The sequence below is a fragment of the Burkholderia sp. Ax-1719 genome (genome assembly GCF_011753055.1).
Classification (GTDB): domain Bacteria; phylum Pseudomonadota; class Gammaproteobacteria; order Burkholderiales; family Burkholderiaceae; genus Paraburkholderia.
Genome location: NZ_VWWJ01000020.1, coordinates 125,712 through 146,889 on the forward strand (window position 1 = coordinate 125,712; position 21,178 = coordinate 146,889).

17 protein-coding genes are annotated in these 21,178 nt (G+C 64.3%); 6 read left to right on the top strand and 11 right to left on the bottom strand.

What is annotated here, in order from left to right:
* The first annotated feature begins 141 nt into the window (after positions 1-141).
* Positions 142-2,739, top strand: coding sequence for an ATP-dependent chaperone ClpB (gene clpB / locus F3J17_RS27090; RefSeq protein ID WP_167066398.1), 2,598 nt, complete (start codon positions 142-144; stop codon positions 2,737-2,739).
* Between the two features lie 93 nt (positions 2,740-2,832).
* Here clpB and F3J17_RS27095 read toward each other — a convergent pair whose 3' ends face one another.
* From F3J17_RS27095 to F3J17_RS27105, 3 genes are all read right to left on the bottom strand, one after another.
* Complete coding sequence (locus F3J17_RS27095; RefSeq protein WP_167066401.1) at positions 2,833-3,270, bottom strand: YidB family protein; 438 nt, start codon at positions 3,268-3,270, stop codon at positions 2,833-2,835.
* Between the two features lie 116 nt (positions 3,271-3,386).
* On the bottom strand, positions 3,387-3,992 hold the full coding sequence (locus F3J17_RS27100) for a helix-hairpin-helix domain-containing protein (protein WP_167066404.1): 606 nt from the start codon (positions 3,990-3,992) through the stop codon (positions 3,387-3,389).
* Positions 3,993-4,262: 270 nt separating this feature from the next.
* On the bottom strand, positions 4,263-6,230 hold the full coding sequence (locus tag F3J17_RS27105; RefSeq protein WP_167066407.1) for a sigma-54-dependent Fis family transcriptional regulator: 1,968 nt from the start codon (positions 6,228-6,230) through the stop codon (positions 4,263-4,265).
* 495 nt (positions 6,231-6,725) lie between these two features.
* Here F3J17_RS27105 and F3J17_RS27110 point away from each other — a divergent pair, with 495 nt between their 5' ends.
* From F3J17_RS27110 to lipA, 5 genes are all read left to right on the top strand, one after another.
* Positions 6,726-7,775, top strand: a complete 1,050-nt coding sequence (locus tag F3J17_RS27110; RefSeq protein WP_167066410.1) for an NAD(+)/NADH kinase — start codon at positions 6,726-6,728, stop codon at positions 7,773-7,775.
* 102 nt (positions 7,776-7,877) lie between these two features.
* Positions 7,878-8,855, top strand: coding sequence for a thiamine pyrophosphate-dependent dehydrogenase E1 component subunit alpha (locus F3J17_RS27115; protein WP_167066413.1), 978 nt, complete (start codon positions 7,878-7,880; stop codon positions 8,853-8,855).
* A 59-nt stretch (positions 8,856-8,914) separates the two neighbouring features.
* Entirely contained in the window at positions 8,915-9,919 is a 1,005-nt protein-coding gene (locus tag F3J17_RS27120) for an alpha-ketoacid dehydrogenase subunit beta (RefSeq protein WP_167066416.1), read from the top strand.
* Positions 9,920-9,923: 4 nt separating this feature from the next.
* Positions 9,924-11,045: an acetoin dehydrogenase dihydrolipoyllysine-residue acetyltransferase subunit gene (locus tag F3J17_RS27125; protein ID WP_167066419.1), complete on the top strand. Its 1,122-nt coding sequence runs from the start codon at positions 9,924-9,926 to the stop codon at positions 11,043-11,045.
* Between the two features lie 2 nt (positions 11,046-11,047).
* On the top strand, positions 11,048-12,037 hold the full coding sequence (lipA, locus tag F3J17_RS27130; protein ID WP_167066422.1) for a lipoyl synthase: 990 nt from the start codon (positions 11,048-11,050) through the stop codon (positions 12,035-12,037).
* 82 nt (positions 12,038-12,119) lie between these two features.
* Here lipA and F3J17_RS27135 read toward each other — a convergent pair whose 3' ends face one another.
* The 8 genes from F3J17_RS27135 to trxA all read right to left on the bottom strand — a co-directional run bounded on the left by F3J17_RS27135 (position 12,120) and on the right by trxA (position 21,135).
* On the bottom strand, positions 12,120-13,487 hold the full coding sequence (locus F3J17_RS27135) for an MATE family efflux transporter (RefSeq protein ID WP_167066425.1): 1,368 nt from the start codon (positions 13,485-13,487) through the stop codon (positions 12,120-12,122).
* Positions 13,488-13,503: 16 nt separating this feature from the next.
* A complete protein-coding gene (locus F3J17_RS27140) occupies positions 13,504-15,258 on the bottom strand; it encodes a glycosyltransferase family 39 protein (protein ID WP_167066428.1) in 1,755 nt (584 codons plus the stop codon).
* A 299-nt stretch (positions 15,259-15,557) separates the two neighbouring features.
* Positions 15,558-15,821, bottom strand: a complete 264-nt coding sequence (locus tag F3J17_RS27145) for a type B 50S ribosomal protein L31 (RefSeq protein WP_167066431.1) — start codon at positions 15,819-15,821, stop codon at positions 15,558-15,560.
* 171 nt (positions 15,822-15,992) lie between these two features.
* Positions 15,993-16,829, bottom strand: a complete 837-nt coding sequence (locus tag F3J17_RS27150; protein WP_167066434.1) for a M90 family metallopeptidase — start codon at positions 16,827-16,829, stop codon at positions 15,993-15,995.
* A gap of 21 nt (positions 16,830-16,850) precedes the next feature.
* Positions 16,851-18,413, bottom strand: coding sequence for an MFS transporter (locus F3J17_RS27155; protein WP_167066436.1), 1,563 nt, complete (start codon positions 18,411-18,413; stop codon positions 16,851-16,853).
* A complete protein-coding gene (locus F3J17_RS27160; protein ID WP_167066439.1) occupies positions 18,410-19,048 on the bottom strand; it encodes a MerR family transcriptional regulator in 639 nt (212 codons plus the stop codon). The genes F3J17_RS27155 and F3J17_RS27160 overlap by 4 nt, the downstream gene beginning before the upstream one ends.
* Before the next feature lie 158 nt (positions 19,049-19,206).
* Positions 19,207-20,469 carry a transcription termination factor Rho gene (gene rho / locus F3J17_RS27165; RefSeq protein ID WP_027818379.1) on the bottom strand — a complete coding sequence of 421 codons (1,263 nt, stop codon included), beginning with the start codon at positions 20,467-20,469 and terminating at the stop codon, positions 19,207-19,209.
* A 339-nt stretch (positions 20,470-20,808) separates the two neighbouring features.
* A complete protein-coding gene (trxA, locus tag F3J17_RS27170; RefSeq protein ID WP_027818380.1) occupies positions 20,809-21,135 on the bottom strand; it encodes a thioredoxin TrxA in 327 nt (108 codons plus the stop codon).
* Positions 21,136-21,178 lie beyond the last annotated feature (43 nt).

A 21,178-nucleotide genomic window follows, 5' to 3' on the forward strand; every position in this document is an offset into this window, starting at 1 on the left:
CGACCGTCTGTCGCGGCGGCTGGCGGCGCTGCACACGCCTGTCGTAAAAATCGGAAAAAATGACGCGATCGGCGCTTGAAAATGGCGCAGGACCCCTTAAATTTGGTGACAGTCAAGAATACTGTGGAGGTCTCGCTTTAAATGAGAATCGACAAACTCACCACCAAGTTCCAGGAAGCACTCGCCGACGCGCAAAGCCTCGCTGTCGGCCACGATAATCAATACATCGAACCGGTTCACCTGCTGGCGGCGCTCGTCGCGCAACAGGACGGTTCCGCGCGCTCGCTGATGTCGCGTGCCGGCGTGCAGGTTCAGGCGCTGCAGAATTCGCTGAACGACGCCATCAACCGTCTGCCGCAGGTGCAGGGCACCGACGGCAACGTGCAGGTCGGGCGCGAACTCACGGGCCTGCTCAATCAGGCCGACAAGGAAGCGCAAAAGCTCAACGACACCTATATCGCCAGCGAGATGTTCCTGCTGGCGGTCGCCGACGACAAGGGCGACGCAGGCCAGATCGCGCGCAAGAACGGCTTGACGCGCAAGGCGCTCGAATCGGCGATTGTGGCCGTGCGCGGCGGCGCCCAGGTGCATAGCCAGGACGCCGAAAGCCAGCGCGAAGCGCTCAAGAAGTACACGGTCGATCTGACCGAGCGCGCCCGCGCCGGCAAGCTCGATCCCGTGATTGGCCGCGACGACGAAATCCGCCGCTCGATCCAGATCCTGCAACGCCGCACCAAGAACAATCCGGTGCTGATCGGCGAGCCGGGCGTGGGCAAGACGGCCATCGTCGAAGGTCTCGCGCAGCGCATCGTCAACGGCGAAGTGCCGGAAACGCTCAAGGGCAAGCGCGTGCTGTCGCTCGACATGGCGGCGCTGCTTGCGGGCGCGAAGTATCGCGGCGAGTTCGAAGAGCGCCTGAAGAGCGTGCTCAGTGACATCGCCAAGGACGAAGGCCAGACCATCGTTTTCATCGACGAAATCCATACGATGGTGGGCGCGGGCAAGGCCGAAGGCGCGATGGATGCGGGCAACATGCTCAAGCCGGCGCTCTCGCGCGGCGAGCTGCACTGCATCGGCGCGACCACGCTCGACGAATATCGCAAGTACATCGAGAAAGACGCTGCGCTGGAGCGCCGCTTCCAGAAGGTGCTCGTCGATGAACCGTCGGTCGAGGCGACCATCGCGATCCTGCGCGGTCTGCAGGAAAAGTACGAACTGCACCACGGCGTCGAAATCACTGACCCGGCGATTGTCGCGGCGGCGGAACTGTCGCATCGGTACATCACGGATCGTTTCCTGCCGGACAAGGCCATCGACCTGATCGACGAGGCCGCCTCGAAGATCAAGATGGAAATCGATTCGAAGCCCGAAGAGATGGACAAGCTCGACCGTCGTCTCATTCAGCTGAAGATCGAGCGCGAAGCCGTCAAGAAGGAAAAGGACGAAGCGTCGCAGAAGCGTCTGCAGCTGATCGAGGAAGAAATCGATCGTCTGAGCCTGGAATATAAGGACCTCGAAGAAATCTGGACGGCGGAAAAAGCGGCCGTGCAGGGCAGCGCGCAGATCAAGGAAGAGATCGACCGCGTGCGCGCCGAGATCACGAAGTTCCAGCGCGACGGCAAGCTCGAAAAGGTCGCGGAACTGCAGTACGGCAAGCTGCCGCAGCTCGAAGCGCAACTCAGGCAGGTTGCACAGGCGGAAGCCAGCGAGCAGAGCAACCCCACGCGCCATCGTCTGCTGCGCACGCAAGTGGGCGCGGAGGAAATCGCGGAAGTCGTGTCGCGTTCGACGGGTATTCCGGTCTCGCGCATGATGCAGGGCGAGCGCGAAAAGCTGCTGCTGATCGAAGACAAGCTGCATGAGCGCGTGGTCGGTCAGGACGAGGCGATCGTCGCGGTCGCCGATGCGATCCGCCGCTCGCGCGCCGGTCTTGCGGATCCGAACAAGCCGTATGGCTCGTTCCTGTTCCTCGGCCCGACGGGCGTGGGCAAGACCGAACTGTGCAAGGCGCTCGCGGGCTTCCTGTTCGATTCGGAGGATCATCTCATCCGCATCGACATGAGCGAGTTCATGGAGAAGCACAGCGTCGCGCGTCTGATTGGCGCGCCGCCGGGCTACGTCGGTTACGAAGAGGGCGGTTATCTGACCGAAGCCGTGCGCCGCAAGCCGTATAGCGTGATCCTGCTCGACGAAGTCGAAAAGGCTCACCCTGACGTCTTCAACGTGCTGCTGCAGGTGCTCGACGACGGCCGCATGACCGATGGCCAGGGCCGCACCGTCGACTTCAAGAACACGGTGATCGTGATGACGTCGAACCTCGGTTCGCATCTGATCCAGTCGATGGCGGGCGAGCCGCAGGAAGCGATCAAGGACGCGGTATGGAATGAAGTGAAGCTGCAGTTCCGCCCTGAGTTCCTTAACCGGATCGACGAAGTCGTCGTGTTCCATGCGCTCGGCAAGCAGAACATCGAATCGATCGCGAAGATCCAGTTGCAGCGTCTGCGCGAGCGTCTGGAAAAGCTCGACATGGAACTGGTGGTGTCGGACGAAGCGCTCGGCAAGATCGCGGATGTCGGCTACGACCCGCTGTTCGGCGCGCGGCCGCTCAAGCGTGCGATCCAGCAGGAGATCGAGAATCCGGTCGCCAAGCTGATCCTCGCGGGCAAGTTCGGGCCGAAGGACGTGATTCCGGTCGATGTGCAGGACGGCAAGCTGGTGTTCGAACGCGTCGTGCACTAAGCGCTTTTCATGCGCGGTAAACGCGAAAGGCTCCCCAGATGGGGAGCCTTTTTTATGGCGCTTGCGGCGCTTATGCTGCTACTAAGCCAGCATTCAAGCCTGCTTGGTGCCGCCAAACAGCGAGGCCAGGCCGCCGAGCGTGCCCAGCACGCTTTCGGTGTTGATCTGGCCGCCTTGCGGCACTTCGCCGTTCGGCGTGCCGGCATTGACGATATGCGGCAGCACCTGGGCGAGCAGACCCGTCACCTGGCTCGGCTCCATGCCGACCTTCTGCGCGAGACCCGACACGACGTCCGAACCCAGCACGTTATGCAGCTGATCGGGCGACACCGACTGGTTTTCGCCGTTGCTGATCCACGATTGCGCGACGTCGCCCAGACCGCCTTGCTGGAACTTCTGCAGCAGGCCGCTCAGGCCGCCCGGCTGGTTGTTGATGAATTCCATCGCCAGCCCGATGAGTTGGGCCTGACCGCCGCCTTGCTGCTGTTGCGACGAACCGAGGATGGAACCGAGGGTATCAAGCAGGCTCATGACAAATCTCTCTGAAAAATGGCCGTGGCGGGGGCCGCGGCCGGTGAGTGAGGCGGCGCGAGATGTTTCGTGCGCGCCGCAAAAGTGATGGAATCAGGCGGGTCTCAGCGACCCGATCAGGCGCCCGAAGCGGCCGCATCCGAAGCGGCCTTGCTCTTCTTCGACTTCTTGCCCTTTTTGGCCTTGGCGTCCGAAGCCGTAGCGGGTGCCGAGGCGGCGCCGGGCGCCGGTGCGCTGCCTGCTTCGGCGGCGCTGGCGGCGGCGTCCTTCTTGCTCTTGCGCTTCGACTTGCCTGCCTTCGCGTCCGAAGCGGCTTGCGGCGCGGTCGTGGCTGCGGGCGTTTGCGCGGTCGTTGTAGCAGGCGCTGCGGGATTCGGCGCGGTGCCCGTGGCGGCGGCCGTGCTCTTGCTGCTCTTCGCCGATGCGGCCGGCTTGCCCGCCGGCGGCGCGGACGAACCATTTATCGTCAGCCCCGCAGCCTCCAGATTCTGCACCGACTTCGGACCGATGCCCTTGACGCGGTTCACGAGATCGTCGGCGTCCTTGAACGGGCCGTTTTTGCTGCGCTCGTCGATGATCGCCTTGGCGTGGACCGGGCCGATGCCCTTGACGGATTCGAGCGCGGTTTCATCGGCGCTGTTGACTTCGACACCGGCTACGGCGAGCGCGGCGGACAGCGAGAACCCAATCGCGAGGAACAGCATCAGCAACTTCTTGAGCATGGCAATCACTCCATTGAGGGCATTTCGTTGATTTTCGGTTAGCCGGGAACGGACGACGCATCCAGTCGTTGGTGGGTGCTGCGCTACAAGAATAGGACAGTTGACGTATCCGTGGACGGGAAGCGGTCGATTTATACCCACGGTTTCGTGGCAACACAATCACGCCGCACAATATTTAATACTTCTGTGCATTCCTGCGGCGGCATGGCTGCGGCAGCGGCGCACCTGCATGCGCCAGCGTGGTGCGTTGGTGGTATGCGTTGAAGTCGATCAGCTGCGATGCGGCCCGACGATGCCGAGCTTCGCCACGCGCCGGTAGAGCGTCGCGCGCGAGATGCCTAGCGCTGCCGCCGCCGCGTTGGGACGCCAGCGATGCGCCGTGAGCGCGGCGAGAATGCGCGCGCGTTCGTCGGCTTCGTTTTCCATAGCGCGTGTGGCGCCCGGACGCGCCTCGCCATGCGAAGGCGGCGGCAGTTGCGCGGCGAGATCGGCGCTCAAGTGCCGCGCTTCCACACGCACGGTGTCGCACACGGCGCATGCGTACCGCATGGCATTGCGTAACTGGCGCAGATTGCCGGGCCACGCGAAGGTCGCGAGGCGCGCCGCCAGATCCGCATCGAGCGCGAGCGGACGGCCCGACGCCTGTGCTTCCTCGGCGAATACGGTGTCGATCAGCGTGGCGATATCGCGCCGCTCCCGCAGCGGCGGCAAGGTCAGCACCGCGCCGCACAGTCGGTAGTACAGATCGTCGCGAAACTCGCCGTTTGCCGCCATGCGCGCGAGATCGCGGTGCGTCGCGCAGATCACGTCGAGGTCCACGCGCGTGGGCGCTTCGCCGCCCAGCGGCAGCACTTCGCCTTCGGCGAGCACGCGCAGGAGGCGCGTTTGCAGCGCGAGCGGCATGTCGCCGATTTCGTCGAGAAACAGCGTGCCGCCATCGGCCATGGCGATCTTGCCGCGTGCGCCATGACGTCGCGCGCCCGTGAACGCCCCTGGCGCATAGCCGAACAGTTCGCTCTCGATCAGCGATTCGGGCAGCGCGCCGCAATTCACCGCCACAAATGGCCGGTTGCGGCGCGGCCCGGCGTCGTGAATCGCGCGCGCAAACACTTCCTTGCCCGCGCCCGTTTCGCCGAGCAGCAGCACCGGCAGACGCTTGCCCACCACGCGCTGGGCGATGCGGGCGATATCGGCGACACGCGCATCGGCGCTGCGCAAAAACGGGCCGAGCGCGCTGTGTTCATGCGCGTCGTCGTGCTGCGACGTGCGCGCATCGCGCAGCGGCGTCGCGCCATGCAGGCCGGGCGACGCAACGCGTCCGAGCGGCGCACGGATGCGCGCGTAAAGCATTGCGCCGCTGGCGCGCAGGCGCAGCGCCGCAATGGCTTCGATACGGCCGATATCGCGCAGCTGCACGTGCGAGGAATCGAAAATCTCGTCGATATGGCGGGGCGCATCGAGGCCCGCGATGCATTCGCGCGCGCGGCGGTTCGCGGCCATCACATTGCCGTTTTCGTCGAAGGCGATCAGCAGTTCGGGCTGCGCCTCGACGTAATTGCGGTTCTGATGCCCGAACAGAATCCAGCACGCCGAGGTGCGATGCAGAAAGTAGCCGTCTTCGATCAGCGTGGCGCTCTGGCGCACCAGCTGGTTGACGATGCGCTGGCTGTCGCGGTTGTCGGGCGACTGCACGGCCGACGCATCGAGCACGCCGATCAGCTCGCCGCCCGGCGCGAAGATTGGCGCCGCGCTACAGGTGAGCGTTGTGAACGCCGCGCGAAAGTGATCGGTCTTGTGCACCGTGATCGGCGCGAGATCGGTCAGCACGCTCGCGATGCCACAGGTGCCTTCCTCGCTTTCCGACCAGCACGACCCCACGTAAAGCCCCGCGTGCTTGAAGTCGTTGCGCCGTTCGCGGTCGATGCGTGAATCGATGGTGACGCCGTGCGCGTCGGTGAGCATCACGCAGTAGTCGGCGTCGCGCACGGTTTCGTGCAGGCGCGTGAGGCATTGACCCGAAGCGCGCAGGAAGGCTTCTTCGCGATCGCGGATCTCGCGCAGTTCGGCGGCGCTCAGTACGCGCGGGCCGATCACCGAGCTGGGATCGAGTTGATAGCGCTCGAACGAGCGCTGCCACGACGACACAAGGCGCGGCGAATCGGACGGCGCGGGCAGCCGGCCTTCGACGGCGCCGCGTACGCGTTCGGCGTGCCGGGTGGGCGCAAGAGCGTAGGGCATGAGCGGTTCCAGGCGGATCGGGGGTATCCAGCGGTTCCAGACAGGGCGCAGCGAGCGGGCGGCGCGATCTTTTGTAGCACATTCGCCGCGCGCGATCACACCGCAGCGCAGCAAGCGAGACGCTTGAGACGATCGTCTCAGGGCGTCTCGCTGCGTGCGTGAGACGTCGCGTGAGCGTCTGGAAGGCCCTTGTAGCGGGGCTTTCAAGCGATCGGCTCTCGCACGCGTGGTGATTGTCTTCATGGGCGACGAGCGCTGGACGCTCGCGTGAGACGACGCTACGCGCATTGAGCGCCCGAGGGCGGCTCTTACAGATTCCCGCAAACCCCCGTCGCCAAAGCGTTGAGCGGATCGCTGCCGCTGTTTTCGCACGATTGGCATAACGCTTGCAGAGAAAGCTGGCAATCAAGGCGCGAAATCGCTGCATGACTGGAGCGCGCGCCGCCATCACAAGTCCGTGCGCGCATCGCGACGCGTGGACAGGAGACAACGCTCGTGACTACGCCCGTGACCGTAGGCGTGATCGCGAACCCGGCATCGGGTCGCGATATTCGCCGCCTCACCACGCATGCATCCGTATTCCCGACGGCGGAAAAGGCCAACATGGTCGTGCGCCTGCTGGCCGGTCTCGGCGCGCTGGGCGTGGAGCGCGTGCTGACGCTGTGCGATCGCACAGGCGTGGCCGCGCTGGTGCTGCGCGCACTGGAAACGCACGCCGCCGTCGAGCCGCGCGGGCGCTGGCCGGCGGTTGAATTCGTCGATCTGCCGGTGAGCGAGAGCGTCGCCGATACGCATACGGGCGTCGCCCACATGGTCCGCGAAAACGTCTCGCTGATCGCGGTGCTCGGCGGCGACGGCACCCATCGCGCCGTCGCCGCCCATTGCGGTAAGACGCCGTTGATCGCGCTCTCCACCGGCACCAATAACGCGTTCCCCGAACTGCGCGAGGCCACGGTCGCGGGCCTTGCGGGCGCGCTCGTCGCCACTGGCGCGGTGCCCGCGGAAACCGCGCTGGCGCGCAACAAGCGACTGGTGGCGCGCTGCGTCGAAGGCCCGAGCCAAGGCCGCGAAGACATCGCGCTGGTCGATATCTGCGTGTCGCGCCAGCCGTTCATCGGCGCGCGGGCGATCTCGGATAGTTCGGATATCGAATCGTTGTTTCTGGCCTTCGCGCCGGCCGACGGCATTGGTCTCGCGGCGATCGGCGGGGCGTGGGCGCCAGTGGGCCGCGACGCCGCGCACGGCCTGCATATGACGTTCGCGCCCGGCGCAACGCCCACGCAAGAAGGCGTGCCGCTGATCGCGCCGATTGCGCCGGGGCGTATCGAGCGCGTGACGATGCGCACCTGCCAGCGGCTCGAAGTCGGCATGGCGCTGCCGCTCGATGCGGGCCACGGCACGCTCGCTTTCGACGGCGAGCGCGAAATCGAACCCGCGCGCGGCGACCGCTACGAAGTCTCGCTCGACTGGCAGGGCCCGCTGACCGTCGATGTCGCGCGCGTGCTGCGTTACGCGGCTTCACATCAGCTGATGCGCGATGGCTGATCCCAATTCAAAAATCCGGCTTCCGCTCCACCTTTGAGGCCGGTCGCAGTGCAGCAGGCATACACAGTGTTTCATCGACAGGAATATCGACAGGAGACAGCCATGTCAGGCCAGTTGAACAAGGAGCAGTTGCTGAGCGCGTATCGCTCGATGCGCACGATCCGCGAATTCGAGGAGCGCTTGCACACCGAATTCGCGACCGGCGAAATCCCCGGTTTCGTCCACCTTTACGCGGGCGAAGAGGCGTCGGCGGTCGGCGTCATGAGCCATTTGAACGACAGCGATTACGTCGCCACCACGCACCGCGGCCACGGCCATTGCATCGCCAAGGGCGTGGACGTGCGCGAGATGATGGCCGAAATCTACGGCCGCGCCACCGGTTCATGCCGGGGCAAGGGCGGCTCGATGCATATCGCCGATCTCGCCAAGGGCATGCTGGGCGCGAACGGCATTGTCGGCGCGGGTGGGCCGCTTACCTGCGGCGCGGCGCTCGCGGCCAAGCACAAGAAAACCGGCGGCGTGGGCGTGTGCTTTTTCGGCGATGGCGCGTCGAATCAAGGCGTGATTTTCGAGTCGATGAATCTGGCTTCGGTGTGGCGTTTACCGGTGATTTTCGTGGCCGAAAACAATGGCTACGCGGAAGCGACCTCATCCACCTGGTCGGTTGCCGCCGACAACATCGCCGACCGCGCCAACGGTTTCGGCATGCCGGGCGTGATCGTCGATGGCTTCGACTTTTTCGCCGTGCATGAAGCGCTGGGCGAAGCGATTGCACGCGCGCGCAGCGGCGGTGGCCCGACGCTGGTCGAAATGAAGTTGTCGCGCTATTTCGGCCATTTCGAAGGCGATGCGCAGACCTATCGCGCGCCCGGCGAAGTGCAGAAACTGCGCGAGGAAAAGGACTGCCTCAAGCGCTTCGAAGAGCGCGTGGTGCGCGCGGAACTCGCGAGTACCGACGATCTGCGCAAGGTCGACGCCGAAGTCCAGGCGCTGATCGACGATGCCGTCGCCAAGGCGAAGGCCGCGCCGTTGCCATCGCCCGAAGCGCTGCTCACAGACGTGTACGTGTCATATCCCTGAACCCATTGCAGCCTGGTCGACAGGATTAATCATCAGGATTCCAGATCAAGGAGACGAAAATGGCACGGAAAATCACTTATTCGCAGGCGATCAATGAAGCGCTTGCCCAGGAAATGGCCCGCGACGACAGCGTGATCGTGATGGGCGAGGACAACGCGGGCGGCGCAGGCGCGCCCGGCGAGCAGGACGCATGGGGCGGCGTGCTCGGCGTAACGAAGGGGCTGTACGGCAAATTCCCGGGACGGGTGCTCGATACGCCGCTCTCGGAAGGCGGTTTTATCGGCGCGGCCGTGGGCGCGGCGGCATGCGGCATGCGCCCGGTGGCGGAACTGATGTTCATCGACTTCATGGGCGTGTGCTTCGACCAGATCTTCAATCAGGCCGCGAAATTCCGCTATATGTTTGGCGGCAAGGCGGTCACGCCCGTCGTGATCCGCACGATGTGTGGCGCGGGCCTGCGCGCGGCGGCCCAGCATTCGCAGATGCTCACGTCGCTGTTCACGCATATTCCCGGCCTCAAGGTCGTGTGTCCGGCCACGCCTTACGATGCGAAGGGACTCATGATCGAGGCGATTCGCGACAACGACCCCGTCATCTTTTGCGAGCACAAGCTGCTCTACACGATGGAAGGCGATGTGCCGGAAGAGTCGTATTCGATTCCCTTCGGCGAAGCGAACATCGTGCGCGACGGCGATGACGTCACCATCGTCACGTATGGCCGTATGGTGCATTACGCGCTCGACGCCGCGCAAAAGCTCGCCAAAGACGGCATTGAAGCCGATGTGATCGACCTGCGCACGACTTCGCCGCTCGACGAGGACACCATTCTCGAAAGCGTGCAGCGCACCGGCCGCATCGTGGTGGTCGACGAAGCCAATCCGCGCTGCTCGATCGCCACGGATATTGCCGCGCTGGTGGCGAGCAAGGCGTTTCGCGATCTCAAGGCGCCCGTCGGCATGGTGACCGCGCCGCATACGCCCGTGCCGTTTGCGGCTTCGCTCGAAGATCTCTACATCCCCTCGGCGGAACAGATCGCCGCAGCGGCGCGCGCCGCAAGGAGCTGACGTTATGCCGATCAATATGATCACGATGCCCAAATGGGGCCTGTCGATGGAGCAGGGCCAGGTGAACGGCTGGCTCAAGTCGACGGGCGACAAGGTCACGAAGGGCGAGGAATTGCTCGACGTCGAATCGGACAAGATCGCGTCGGGCGTGGAGTGCGCATTCGATGGGATCTTGCGGCGGCAGATCGCGCAGGAGGGCGACACGCTGCCGGTCGGCGCGCTGCTGGGTGTGGTCGCGGACGCAGAAACGCCGGATGCCGAAATCGACGCCGCCGTGAGCGAGTTCCAGCGCGATTTCGTGCCCGCCAAAGCAGGCGACGCGGACGCGGGGCCGCAGCCGGAGAAAGCGCAGATCGGCGGGCGCACGGTGCGCTGGCTGAAGTTGGGCGAGGGCAGCGGTACGCCCGTCGTGCTGATTCACGGCTTTGGCGGCGACCTCAACAACTGGCTGTTCAATCACGCCGATCTGGCGGCCGGGCGCACAGTCTGGGCGCTCGATCTGCCGGGACATGGCGAGTCGGGGAAAGCCGTGGAAACCGGTGCGATCGATGAACTGGCGCAGAGCGTGATCGCGTTTCTCGATGCGCAGGAGATCGGGCGCGCGCATCTGGTCGGGCATTCGCTGGGCGGCGCGGTGGCGATGGCCGTCGCTGAAAAAGCGCCTGCGCGCGTCGCCTCGCTCGCGTTGATTGCGAGCGCGGGGCTCGGCGATGAGATCGACGGCGCGTATATCGAGGGCTTCGTGACGGCGGCCAATCGCAATGCGCTGAAGCCGCATGTGACGAAGCTGTTTGCCGATCCCGCGCTGGTGACGCGTCAGCTCGTCGAAGACCTCGTGAAGTACAAGCGGCTCGAAGGCGTGCAGGACGCGTTGCGCAAGATTTCGGCGCAGGCGTTCGAGGGCGGGGCGCAACGGCGCGTGTTCCGCGACAGGCTATCGACGCTTGCGCCGAGCGTGCTCGTGATCTGGGGCGAGACGGATCAGATCATCCCGTCGAAGCATGCGCAGGGCCTCGCGCCCACGGTGAGCGTGGAGGTGATCGCGGGCAAGGGGCACATGGTGCAGATGGAGGCGGCCGCCGAAGTCAACCGGCTGCTCAAGGCCTTCTTCGAGTCGGGAGGCTGACGATGAGCGAGGCCGTGTCTGAAGCGACGTTGCCCGGCGACACCGCGCTTGGCCAGCACGGCCTGCGCAGCCGCGACAAGCTCGCGCGTATTCCGGTGAAGATCGTGCCCGCGGCTTCGGGCGAGGCGTTGCCGAAGCCGCCGTGGCTGCGCGCGCGTCCGATGATGAGCGCCACGGTTGCGGAAGTGGCCGCGGTGCTGCGCGAACATCGGCTGCATTCGGTCTGTGAGGAGGCGATGTGCCCAAACATTGGCGAATGTTTTGCGCAGCGCACGGCCACGTTCATGATCATGGGTGGGCTGTGCACGCGGCGCTGTCCGTTCTGCGACGTCGCGCACGGACGGCCCGCGCCGCTCGACGCCGATGAGCCCGCGCATCTGGCGACGGCGGTCGCGGCGCTGGGTTTGCGTCATGTCGTGATTACGTCGGTGGATCGCGACGATCTGCGTGACGGCGGCGCGGCGCATTTCGCGCAGTGTATCGAGCAGGTGCGGGCGCGCGTGCCCGGCATCGGCGTGGAGATTCTGACGCCGGACTTCCGTGGTCGTATTGGGCGGGCGCTCGACGCGCTGTCGGCCGCGTGGCCCGATGTGTTCAACCACAACATCGAGACCGTGCCGTCGCTCTATCGTGCGGCACGGCCGGGCGCGGATTATCGCGGCTCGCTCGATCTGCTGACGCGTGCGAAGGAAGCGCACGCGGCGCTGGTCACGAAGTCGGGGCTGATGGTGGGACTCGGCGAAACCGATCCGGAGTTACGGGCGACGATGGGCGATCTGCGCGAGCACGGCGTGGAAGTGCTGACCATCGGGCAGTACCTTGCGCCTTCGCGCTATCACCTGCCGGTGCGGCGCTATCTGCATCCGGACGAGTTTGCGGCGCTGCGCGAGGCGGGCTTGCGGATGGGGTTTCGCGAGGTCGTGGCGGGGCCGCTGGTGCGGTCTTCGTATCATGCGGCGCAGACAGCGGAGGCGGCGCTTAAGGTGGGGTGATCGTATCCGCTCGAGTTTGCAACTAACCGCCAAGCGTGACTTTTTCTCTAAATCAGGGCGCGCACAACGCGCGCCCTGACCGTCAAACTTCGCTGCGCAAGTATCGCGTGCTGACCCGCGACAGGTAGACGACCAGACCCGCACCGGCGATCACGAGACTCGCCGCATTGGCGATCCAGAAACCGCGTGCGCCGGTCGCCCAGGCGGGCAGGCCGCCTAATACGTCGAAGCCGAGTGCATAGCCGCCGCCCAGGCCCACGCCCCAGAGGGCGATGGCATAGATGACCGTCGGCACCACGGCGACCTTGTAGGCGCGCAGCGCGAACGCCGTGGTGATCTGCAGCGCGTCGAACACGTGATAGACGGTCACAATCGCCACCAGCGGCATGGCAGCCACCGCCACCGCCGGATCGGGCGTATAGCCGCCGATGATGAGCGGACGCAGCACGAACACGATCGCGCCATAGCAGCATGCGATCGCCACCGCCGTCATCACGCCGTGCCGCGCGAGCGTGCGGGCCTCGGCGGGGCGGTTGCCGCCCAGCGCCTGCGCCACCAGCGTCGATGTCGCCACGCCAATCGACAGCGGCGTCATATACAGCACCGCGCCCATATTCCCGGCGATCTGATGGCCTGCGAGCGTCGTCGTGCCCAGTCGCGCGATGAAGATCGCCATGAAGGTGTAGGACGTCACCTCGATGAGATAGGACAGCCCCATCGGAATGCCGAGCTTGAGCAGTTCCACCTGACGCTTCCAGACCGGCCAGCAGAAGTGCTTGAAGATCTCGAATGGCGCGAACACGTCGATGCGGGTGAACGTGACAGCCGCGCACAGCGCCAGCGCCCAGTTGATCGACGTGCTGGCCAGCGCGCAGCCGGGGCCGCCCAGCGCGGGCACGCCCAGGCCGCCGAAAATCAGCCACGTATTGAGCGGCACCTTGATCGCGAGCGCGCCCACCTGCAGGAACATCACGAGGCGCGGGCGTCCAACCGCGTTCGACAGCGAGCTATAGATGCGGAACGCGAGGCTCGCCGGCAGCCCGAACGACAGCAGCCGCAGATAGCCGATGGTGCGATCGCGCAGCGCTTCGGGCGCGCGTGCGAGGTCGAGCGGCGGGCCGGGGAAATAGAGGATGACGAAGCCGATCACCATCAGCACGAGCGCGAGCCAGAAGGCCTGGCGCACTTCCTCGCCGATCTCGGCGTCCTTGCGCGCGCCATAGAGTTGCGCGGCAACCGGCTGAAGCGCCGAAAGAATGCCCGTGAGGCCGATATACACCGAGACATAGATCGACGAGCCAAGGCCAAGCGCGGCGAGGTCGAGCGCCGAATAGCGGCCCACCATCGCCGTGTCGATTACGCCGAACGCGATGATCGCGAGCTGCCCGACCAGCACCGGCCACGCAAGGCCGGCGATGCGCCGGACGTCGCCAAGGAGAGTCGTGGTCACAGCAACCTCGCTCGCATCAATCGGGGCGCTTGCGCCACACGTGCTTCTTGAGCGGCGGCTGCGGGCGGTCGATGCGCACGTAGAGGCGGAAGCGTTCGTCGCGGTCGGCGGCGCGGCGGCCTTCCCAGACCAGCTTCCAGACGAAGTTCGACATCGAGCTGGGTTCGCCGTAGTCCTGGGTGTCCTGACGCAGGATCACGTCGCAGTCCTCGTCGAACGAGAAGTGCATCTTGCCGAAGTAGGCGAAGGTCGCGATCTGCGCATCGCCCAGACGCACCGGCGAAATGCACTGATAGTCGGCGGGCAGGTGCGCCGAAATCTGTTGCGCGACGTCCTTATAGGTACGGCTGTAGTTGACGACCGGCAGCCACAGCGTCATCAGCAGCACCCACATCAGCGTGGTGCCGCCGCTCGACAGCACGACGCTGCGCCACAGCACCTTCGGATGACGCGCCACGCGCCATTGCACCAGCGCCATCCAGCACAGCGTCACACCCACGGCGCAAACGAAGGAGAGAATCTTGAACTGCGGCGCGAAGCCCGGCACGAGACGCGCGAGGTTGCGCGCGAGCGGCGCAGGGAAGCCCGTCATGCCCGCCAGCCACACCAGCCACACGAAGGTGCCGAGAATCGTGAAGCTCAGCACGGCGAACCAGTCGATCGCGTTGATCGCCTCGCGCTTGAGCGTGGGCAGCGCGAAAGTCGCGAGCACCGACAGCGCGGGCAGCACCAGCATGAAGAGGCGATTGGTTTCGTGGCTTTGCACCACCACGAGGACCAGCAGCGGCACGATCACCGAAAGCGGAATCGCGATGTGCGGCGCGCGGCGCAGACCGGCCCAGCTCACCCACGCCCAGATCGCGAGCGGCCATGCCGGCCACGTGAAGAGCGGCAGGTTCTTGGCCGCGTAGCGCAGCACCGAGCCCGGCGGCCCTGCGAATGCGTTGACGTTGGTGCGCGCCCACTGGTTGATGAACCAGACGGCGTCATCCGGATACGCGTGCAGCGCGATTAGCGGCCACGAGAAGGCGACCACGATCGCCACGGGGAGGCCGGCCACCAGCAGCCAGCGCGAGCGCGTTTCGGGCGCGACAGCGAGCATCACCAGCGTGCCGACGAGCAGCGCGCCCACCAGCACCGGACCGCTCGACAGCATCACCACGCCCAACGCCAGGCCCCACCAGATCGCACCCTGGATGGGTTTGTCGATGGCGCGCACCAGGCCGTAGACCAGCATCGCAATGCCGAGGAACTGCATCAGCTGCGGCGTGGTTTCGTGACCGCGCTCGGCGAGGCCGAAGCAGGCCAGCAGAATGAGCAGGGCGCCGTCGGCCAGCGTGCGGCCGTAGTCGCGCGGCTCGGGCTCGCCGCCGAACGCATACTTGAAGGGCTGCACTTCGGCGCGGCGGCCCAGCAGATAGGCGCTGTACCACACGAACGCGCAGGCGAAACAGAACAGCAGACCCGTGGCGACACGCGAGGCATTGCTCGCGTCCACCCACGGCGCAAAGATGCGGATGCACAGCGCACCGAGCCAGTAGCCCAGCGGGCCATTCTCGGTCACATATTTGCCGACGAGATTCGGCAGCAGCCAGTCGTGCGAGGTGCCGCCGGCCATCGTCCACATCACGCCGAAACCCGCCGCATCCTCGTTCTTCCACGGATCGCGGCCAAACAGGCCGAACGAAGCGAAGACGATGGTGATGGTCAGCAGCAGCCAGCGCGGCAGGGCGCTGGTGGCGGAGGCGGTCAGGCGAATGGCAGGCTTCATGCAGTACGAAAGAATCGGGTAGGCGGACCGGGTTGGACGACGTCCAGGCAGCTTCAAGATAACAAAGCGTCGCGATGGACGCGTCTGCGTCCGGTCAGGAGCATCCGGCATTCTAGCCGGGCGCGCCTGCAAGCGTCATGGCGCAGGTGCGACCGAGTCTTACCGGAGCTTCGATGCGAGCGCAATGAAGCGCAGGGGAACGCAGTCAGCGGGCAATAAAAAAGGGCAGCGTACGCTGCCCTTTTTTACTGTGCTTCCAACGGAAGCAGCGGGGACCGGCGCGAAGCCGGTGCAACGAATTACTTCGTTGCCTTGCCCGTGGCGCGTGCGCCGAACTTCTTGTTGAACTTTTCGACGCGGCCGGCCGTGTCCATGATCTTCTGCGTGCCCGTGTAGAACGGGTGCGATTCCGACGAGACTTCGATCTTTGCGAGCGGGTAGGTCTTGCCGTTGAATTCTGCGGTTTCGCGCGTCTGGATCACCGAACGGGTCACGAACTTGAAATCGTTCGAAACGTCGATGAACAGGACTTCGCGGTAATCCGGGTGAATGCCTTCTTTCATGATAAATCCTCAAATCTGGCGGTAGCCAACCCGCGAGTCCGGCTGCCCTATGCAGTACCGGCACCCCTTGCCTGAATCTTTCAGGATTCAGGCGCGAGCCACTTGCCCAAGGTCGAAAAACGGCGATTATGCCAGAAAATCAGCCGGTTGGCGATTTTTCGAGCGCTGCAATCACGTGCCCGAAGCCGCCAGCGCGCCCACGCGCGCGGGGTCCTGGCGGTAATAGCGCGCGAGCAGCCGATAGAGCTCGGGATATTCGGCCTCGAACGCCTGCGGCTTGACGAAGAGCGCCTCGCTGCACACGGCAAAAAATTCGGACGGATGATCGGCGGCATAGGGATCGATCAGCGAGTCGCGCTCGAAACGCGCCCAGCGGCGCTCCGGCACCGCGTCCACCTTGTCGCAGAACTGGTCGTACGCGTTGTCGAAGACATCGGCCCACGCCTGCGCATCAAGTGGCGCGTGCCAGCGGCGAAAAAGGGGCGGATGGCCGTCGGCCTCGCCGTTGAGCATGTCGATCTTGTGAGCGAATTCGTGGATGACGACGTTGTAGGCGTCGCTGCCATCGGTCATCTGCGCGTCTTCCCAGGACAGCAGCACGGGGCCGCCTTCCCAGGCCTCGCCGCTGGCGTCGTGCTCAACCTCATGGACCACGCCGTCTTCGTCTTCGACGGTCTTGCGAATGACGAATTCGCCGGGATACACCGTCACGCCAACCCAGCCCTTGTAAAGATCGAGCGAAAGATTGAGCACCGGCAACGACGCCTGCACCGCAATGGCCACCGCGATCTGGTCGGTCAGTTCCAGTTCGTGCGCGGTGGTGAACTCCTTCTGCGCAAGAAAGAGGCTGGTCAGTTCGCGCAGACGCGTGAGATCGGCGGCGTCGAGGTGCGCGAGGAATGGCAGCCCGGCGAGCGTGGCCTGCCAGAGCGTGTCGTCGATGGCGTAGGTGCGCAGCGCTTTTTCGCGGCGGCGCGCATCGAACCAGTTCGTCAGTTTCGAAAGCATCGGGCTACGTTATTCAGTCGTTCAGTCGATCTGCTTTTGCCACGCGGCGAACACCCCGCCAACGATGGCCACGCCGATCAGAAAATAGAACCCGTCGAGCGAACTCAGGAAACTGGCTTGCTGCGCGACCATCCGGCTCATTTGCGCGAGGGCGAGTCCCTGCGCTTCGCCAGGCGCGCGGCCGAGCCCTTCGAAGGCATGCACGAGCGTCGCGTACGTGTTCTGGAAGATCGGGTTGAGCGGGTTCACGAATTCCACCAGCCGGGTCTGATGCAGCGCCAGCCGGTGTTGCTCGAGGATGATAACCGTGGCCGTCGCGAATGACATCGTCAATTGACGCACGACATTTTTCAGGCGGTAACCGTGCGTGAATTCTTCGATGGCGAAGATGCGGAACGTCAGGTTGGCCACGGGCAGCACGATGAAGAGCAGCAGCAGGCCGCGCAGCAGCAGCGGAAAGATGAGCCAGCTTTGGCTGGTGTCGGGCGTGAGGCGCGTCATCCAGAACGAGATGAAGGCGGCGAGCACGAAACCCGGCACGATGATCCACTTCTTGTGTGTGACGTATTTCGAATAGCGGAAATAGAAGAACAGCGCGGTCGCGGAAATGAGCGACGTGACGCCGGTGAGGCGCCCGGCGTTCTCGACCGGGTAATTCAGGCCGCCTTCCAGCAGACGCGACACCAGGTAGCTGAGTGCCGTCGTCAGATAGTAATAGAGCATGTAGAGCAGCAATCCGACGCGAAACGGCTTTTCGCGTAGTGCATGCAGACGCATGAGCGGCTTCGGGTGATGCCATTGATGCCACGCAAACCACGCGAGCGCCGCCATGCCGGCGACGGTGAGCAAGAGAATGCCGGGCGAGTTGCTGAAGAGCTCGAAACGCACCTGCTGCATGGCGATCTGCAATGCCGCCTGCGCGAACGCAAAGATGATGTAGGGCCAGAAATGCGTGCCGCCGCGTTCCTCGGGCAGCACATGGCCGGAATCGGGCAAGGCGAGCAGAGCCAGCACGGCATAGACGACGCCAGCCGGCGCAGAAAACGCGAACAGCGCGCGCCAGTCGAAATGCGACACCAGCAGGCCGCCCGCGAGCGGGGCGAGCGCGCTCGACAGAACGATGAGGATAAGGAATGCGCGCGTCGCCACGGGGCGCTGCTGCGGCGTGAAACAGATCTGGATGAGGATGCGGCAGGTGCCCATCATCGGGCCGATGCAGTAACCCTGGAAGCCGCGTGCGAAAGCCAGTTCGATCGACGATTCACACAGCGCCGCAGCGATTGCGCCTGCCGAGTAGAACAGCAGACTCCCCGCTACGTAACGCCGATAGCCGACGCGTTCGACCCACCATTGCTGCTGAAGGATGCCGAGCACCGCGCCCACCGCATAGGCGCTGGATGACCACACGAGTTCATCGGGCGAGGCGTTGATGCCGCCTGCGATATAGCTCGTGAAAAAGGAAAAGATGGCGTTGTCGTAGTAATCGAGGCCGGTCGCGAGGGCGAGTACCCACGGGAAGAAGTCGCCGCGCAGTCGGGCGGCGCTCAATAGCGGGGCGCGGGAAGGCGTGGGGGCGGTGCTCATGCTGGGTCGCCTCCGTCGTCCCCGCTGCGGCTTTGCGCGGATTTCGCCTTGCGCGCGGCGCCCGATTTGCTACGCGCGTGATTGCCGCTATGGGCATTGGCAGGCGCGTCGAGCGTGGCGTCCGCGTGCGTCAGGCTGTCGTGCGCTTGCGCGGCCTGCTTGCGCCGCCGCGTCGCGGCGAGGCGCTCGTCGATCAGCGCGTCCGACGGCTCGCCCGCCAGGCGGCGTTTCAGATAGTCGAGGTCGTGCGCGAGTTCGGCGCGCACGGTCTGCGCCTCCTTGAGTTCGCGGCGCACATCCGTGATGCGAGCGTCGAGCGTGCCGATCTGCTGTTCGAGCGCGTCGGCGATCTGCTGCAGCGATTCCTGCGAGTAGCGGCGACGCCCTTCGCCCACGGTTTCCAGTGGCCTTTTGAGCATTTCGGTAATGCCGTGCAGCGAAAAGCCGAGCGCGCGCAGCCGCAAAATGCGGCCGAACTGTTCGAGATCCTGTTCGTCATAAAGACGGTATCGACCCTCGCTACGCGTGGGCGTGACGAGGCCGCGTTCCTCGTAATATTTGAGCGTGCGGGGCGTGACGCCAAGCCGTTCGGCGGCGTCGCGCACCGTCAGCAGCGCGGGGGAGTGGCTGGGCATCGACGGTTGGCCGCTTTCTGGCGGCAGCAGGGACATCGACCCGATTATAGATCAACGTGAACGTGCACGTTCATGTTGGGGTACGCCATAACGCGTTGCCAGAAATGAAAAACGCCCGCATATAGCGGGCGTTTTGCTTTGCGTCACGCAGGCGAAAATTAGCCGCCGCGGCGCATCATGTCGAAGAACTCGGAGTTGTTCTTCGTCTGGCGAATCTTGTCGAGCAGGAATTCCATCGCTTCGACTTCGTCCATGTCGTGGATGAACTTGCGCAGCACCCAGATCTTCTGGAGGATGTCCGGCTTGATCAGCAGTTCTTCGCGACGCGTGCCCGACTTGTTCAGGTTGATCGACGGGTAGACGCGCTTTTCCGCGAGACGACGTTCCAGGTGCACTTCCATGTTGCCGGTGCCCTTGAACTCTTCGTAGATCACGTCGTCCATGCGGCTGCCGGTTTCGATCAGCGCCGTACCGATGATGGTGAGCGAGCCGCCTTCTTCGATGTTACGTGCCGCGCCGAAGAAACGCTTCGGACGTTGCAGCGCGTTGGCGTCCACACCACCCGTGAGCACCTTGCCCGAGGCCGGCACTACCGTGTTGTAGGCGCGTGCCAGACGCGTGATGGAGTCGAGCAGAATCACGACGTCGTGCTTCATTTCAACCAGGCGCTTGGCCTTTTCGATCACCATTTCGGCGACCTGGACGTGACGCGCAGCCGGTTCGTCGAACGTGGAGGCAATCACTTCGCCCGCCACCGAACGCTGCATTTCGGTCACTTCTTCAGGACGCTCGTCGATCAGCAGCACGAATAGCACCACATCAGGGTGGTTCTGCTTGATGGCGTGCGCGATGTGCTGAAGCATCACGGTCTTGCCCGACTTGGGCGACGCGACCAGCAGGCCGCGCTGGCCCTTGCCGATAGGCGCGATCATGTCGATGATGCGGCCCGTGACGTTTTCTTCGCCGCGCATCTCACGCTCAAGCAGCAGCACCTTGTTCGGGTGCAGCGGCGTGAGATTCTCGAACATGATCTTGTGCTTCGAGGCTTCCGGCGGCTGGCCGTTGACCTTGTCCACCTTCACGAGCGCGAAATAGCGTTCGCCGTCCTTCGGCGTGCGCACTTCACCTTCGATCGTGTCGCCGGTGTGCAGATTGAAGCGGCGGATCTGCGACGGGCTGATGTAAATATCGTCCGTGCTGGCGAGATACGAGGTTTCCGGCGAGCGCAGGAAGCCGAAGCCGTCCGGGAGCACTTCGAGCGTGCCGTCACCGAAGATCGTTTCGCCCGTCTTGGCGCGCTTTTTGAGAATCGCGAACATGAGTTCCTGCTTGCGCAGGCGGTTCGCATTTTCGATCTCGAGGCCATTGGCCATCTCGATCAATTCGGACACGTGCAGAGACTTGAGCTCGGAAAGATGCATACGGAGAACCCGTCGGGAAGGGAGCGACGAAAAGAAGTCAGGGGGAAAAGAAGCGAGCGGAACCGCTCAAGGACTTATATAAGGGCGCCGGGTAGACGCTTTATGAATTCTAGCATAGCACACGCCAAAAACCGTCAGGGAAGGCCAACGGCATGTTTCGGCATGTTTTTCAGGCGCGTGTTGTCGTTGGACAACATGCGCGCCCGCGCATTCTTGCGAGTGCGCCGCTTGCTCGTGATTCCGCTCCATGCATCCAGTATTCGTTATTTGAATCGGACAGGCCGGGGAGGGTGCTCGCCCGGCCGGGCATGGAGAGCGTGCTTGCGGCGCGGCGCCTTTTTACAGGTGGCTGTCCAGGAACGCGGTCAGCTGCGACTTCGAGAGTGCGCCAACCTTTTGCGCCGCGACGGCGCCGTTCTTGAAGAGGATCAGCGTCGGGATGCCGCGCACGCCGAACTTGACCGGCGTCGATTGATGCTCGTCGACGTTGATCTTTGCGACTTGCAGGCGATCGCCGTAGTCCTTCGCGACTTCGTCGAGAATCGGCGCGATCATTTTGCAGGGGCCGCACCATTCGGCCCAGAAGTCCAGAAGCACGGGCTTATCGGATTTCACGACGTCCTGTTCGAACGATGCGTCGCTGATGTGCTTGATTTGTTCGCTCATTGTCTAAATACCTCTTTCGGATCGAGGCTGATTGAATTGCTCG

Coding starts and splice junctions, on each gene's coding strand:
- F3J17_RS27095 (WP_167066401.1), bottom strand. CDS start 3,270: ATGAGCCTGCTTGATACCCTCGGTTCCATCCTCGGTTCGTCGCAACAG.
- F3J17_RS27115 (WP_167066413.1), top strand. CDS start 7,878: ATGTCAGGCCAGTTGAACAAGGAGCAGTTGCTGAGCGCGTATCGCTCG.
- F3J17_RS27105 (WP_167066407.1), bottom strand. CDS start 6,230: ATGCCCTACGCTCTTGCGCCCACCCGGCACGCCGAACGCGTACGCGGC.
- rho (WP_027818379.1), bottom strand. CDS start 20,469: ATGCATCTTTCCGAGCTCAAGTCTCTGCACGTGTCCGAATTGATCGAG.
- F3J17_RS27120 (WP_167066416.1), top strand. CDS start 8,915: ATGGCACGGAAAATCACTTATTCGCAGGCGATCAATGAAGCGCTTGCC.
- F3J17_RS27125 (WP_167066419.1), top strand. CDS start 9,924: ATGCCGATCAATATGATCACGATGCCCAAATGGGGCCTGTCGATGGAG.
- clpB (WP_167066398.1), top strand. CDS start 142: ATGAGAATCGACAAACTCACCACCAAGTTCCAGGAAGCACTCGCCGAC.
- lipA (WP_167066422.1), top strand. CDS start 11,048: ATGAGCGAGGCCGTGTCTGAAGCGACGTTGCCCGGCGACACCGCGCTT.
- F3J17_RS27160 (WP_167066439.1), bottom strand. CDS start 19,048: ATGCCCAGCCACTCCCCCGCGCTGCTGACGGTGCGCGACGCCGCCGAA.
- F3J17_RS27140 (WP_167066428.1), bottom strand. CDS start 15,258: ATGAAGCCTGCCATTCGCCTGACCGCCTCCGCCACCAGCGCCCTGCCG.
- F3J17_RS27100 (WP_167066404.1), bottom strand. CDS start 3,992: ATGCTCAAGAAGTTGCTGATGCTGTTCCTCGCGATTGGGTTCTCGCTG.
- F3J17_RS27155 (WP_167066436.1), bottom strand. CDS start 18,413: ATGAGCACCGCCCCCACGCCTTCCCGCGCCCCGCTATTGAGCGCCGCC.
- F3J17_RS27150 (WP_167066434.1), bottom strand. CDS start 16,829: ATGCTTTCGAAACTGACGAACTGGTTCGATGCGCGCCGCCGCGAAAAA.
- trxA (WP_027818380.1), bottom strand. CDS start 21,135: ATGAGCGAACAAATCAAGCACATCAGCGACGCATCGTTCGAACAGGAC.
- F3J17_RS27145 (WP_167066431.1), bottom strand. CDS start 15,821: ATGAAAGAAGGCATTCACCCGGATTACCGCGAAGTCCTGTTCATCGAC.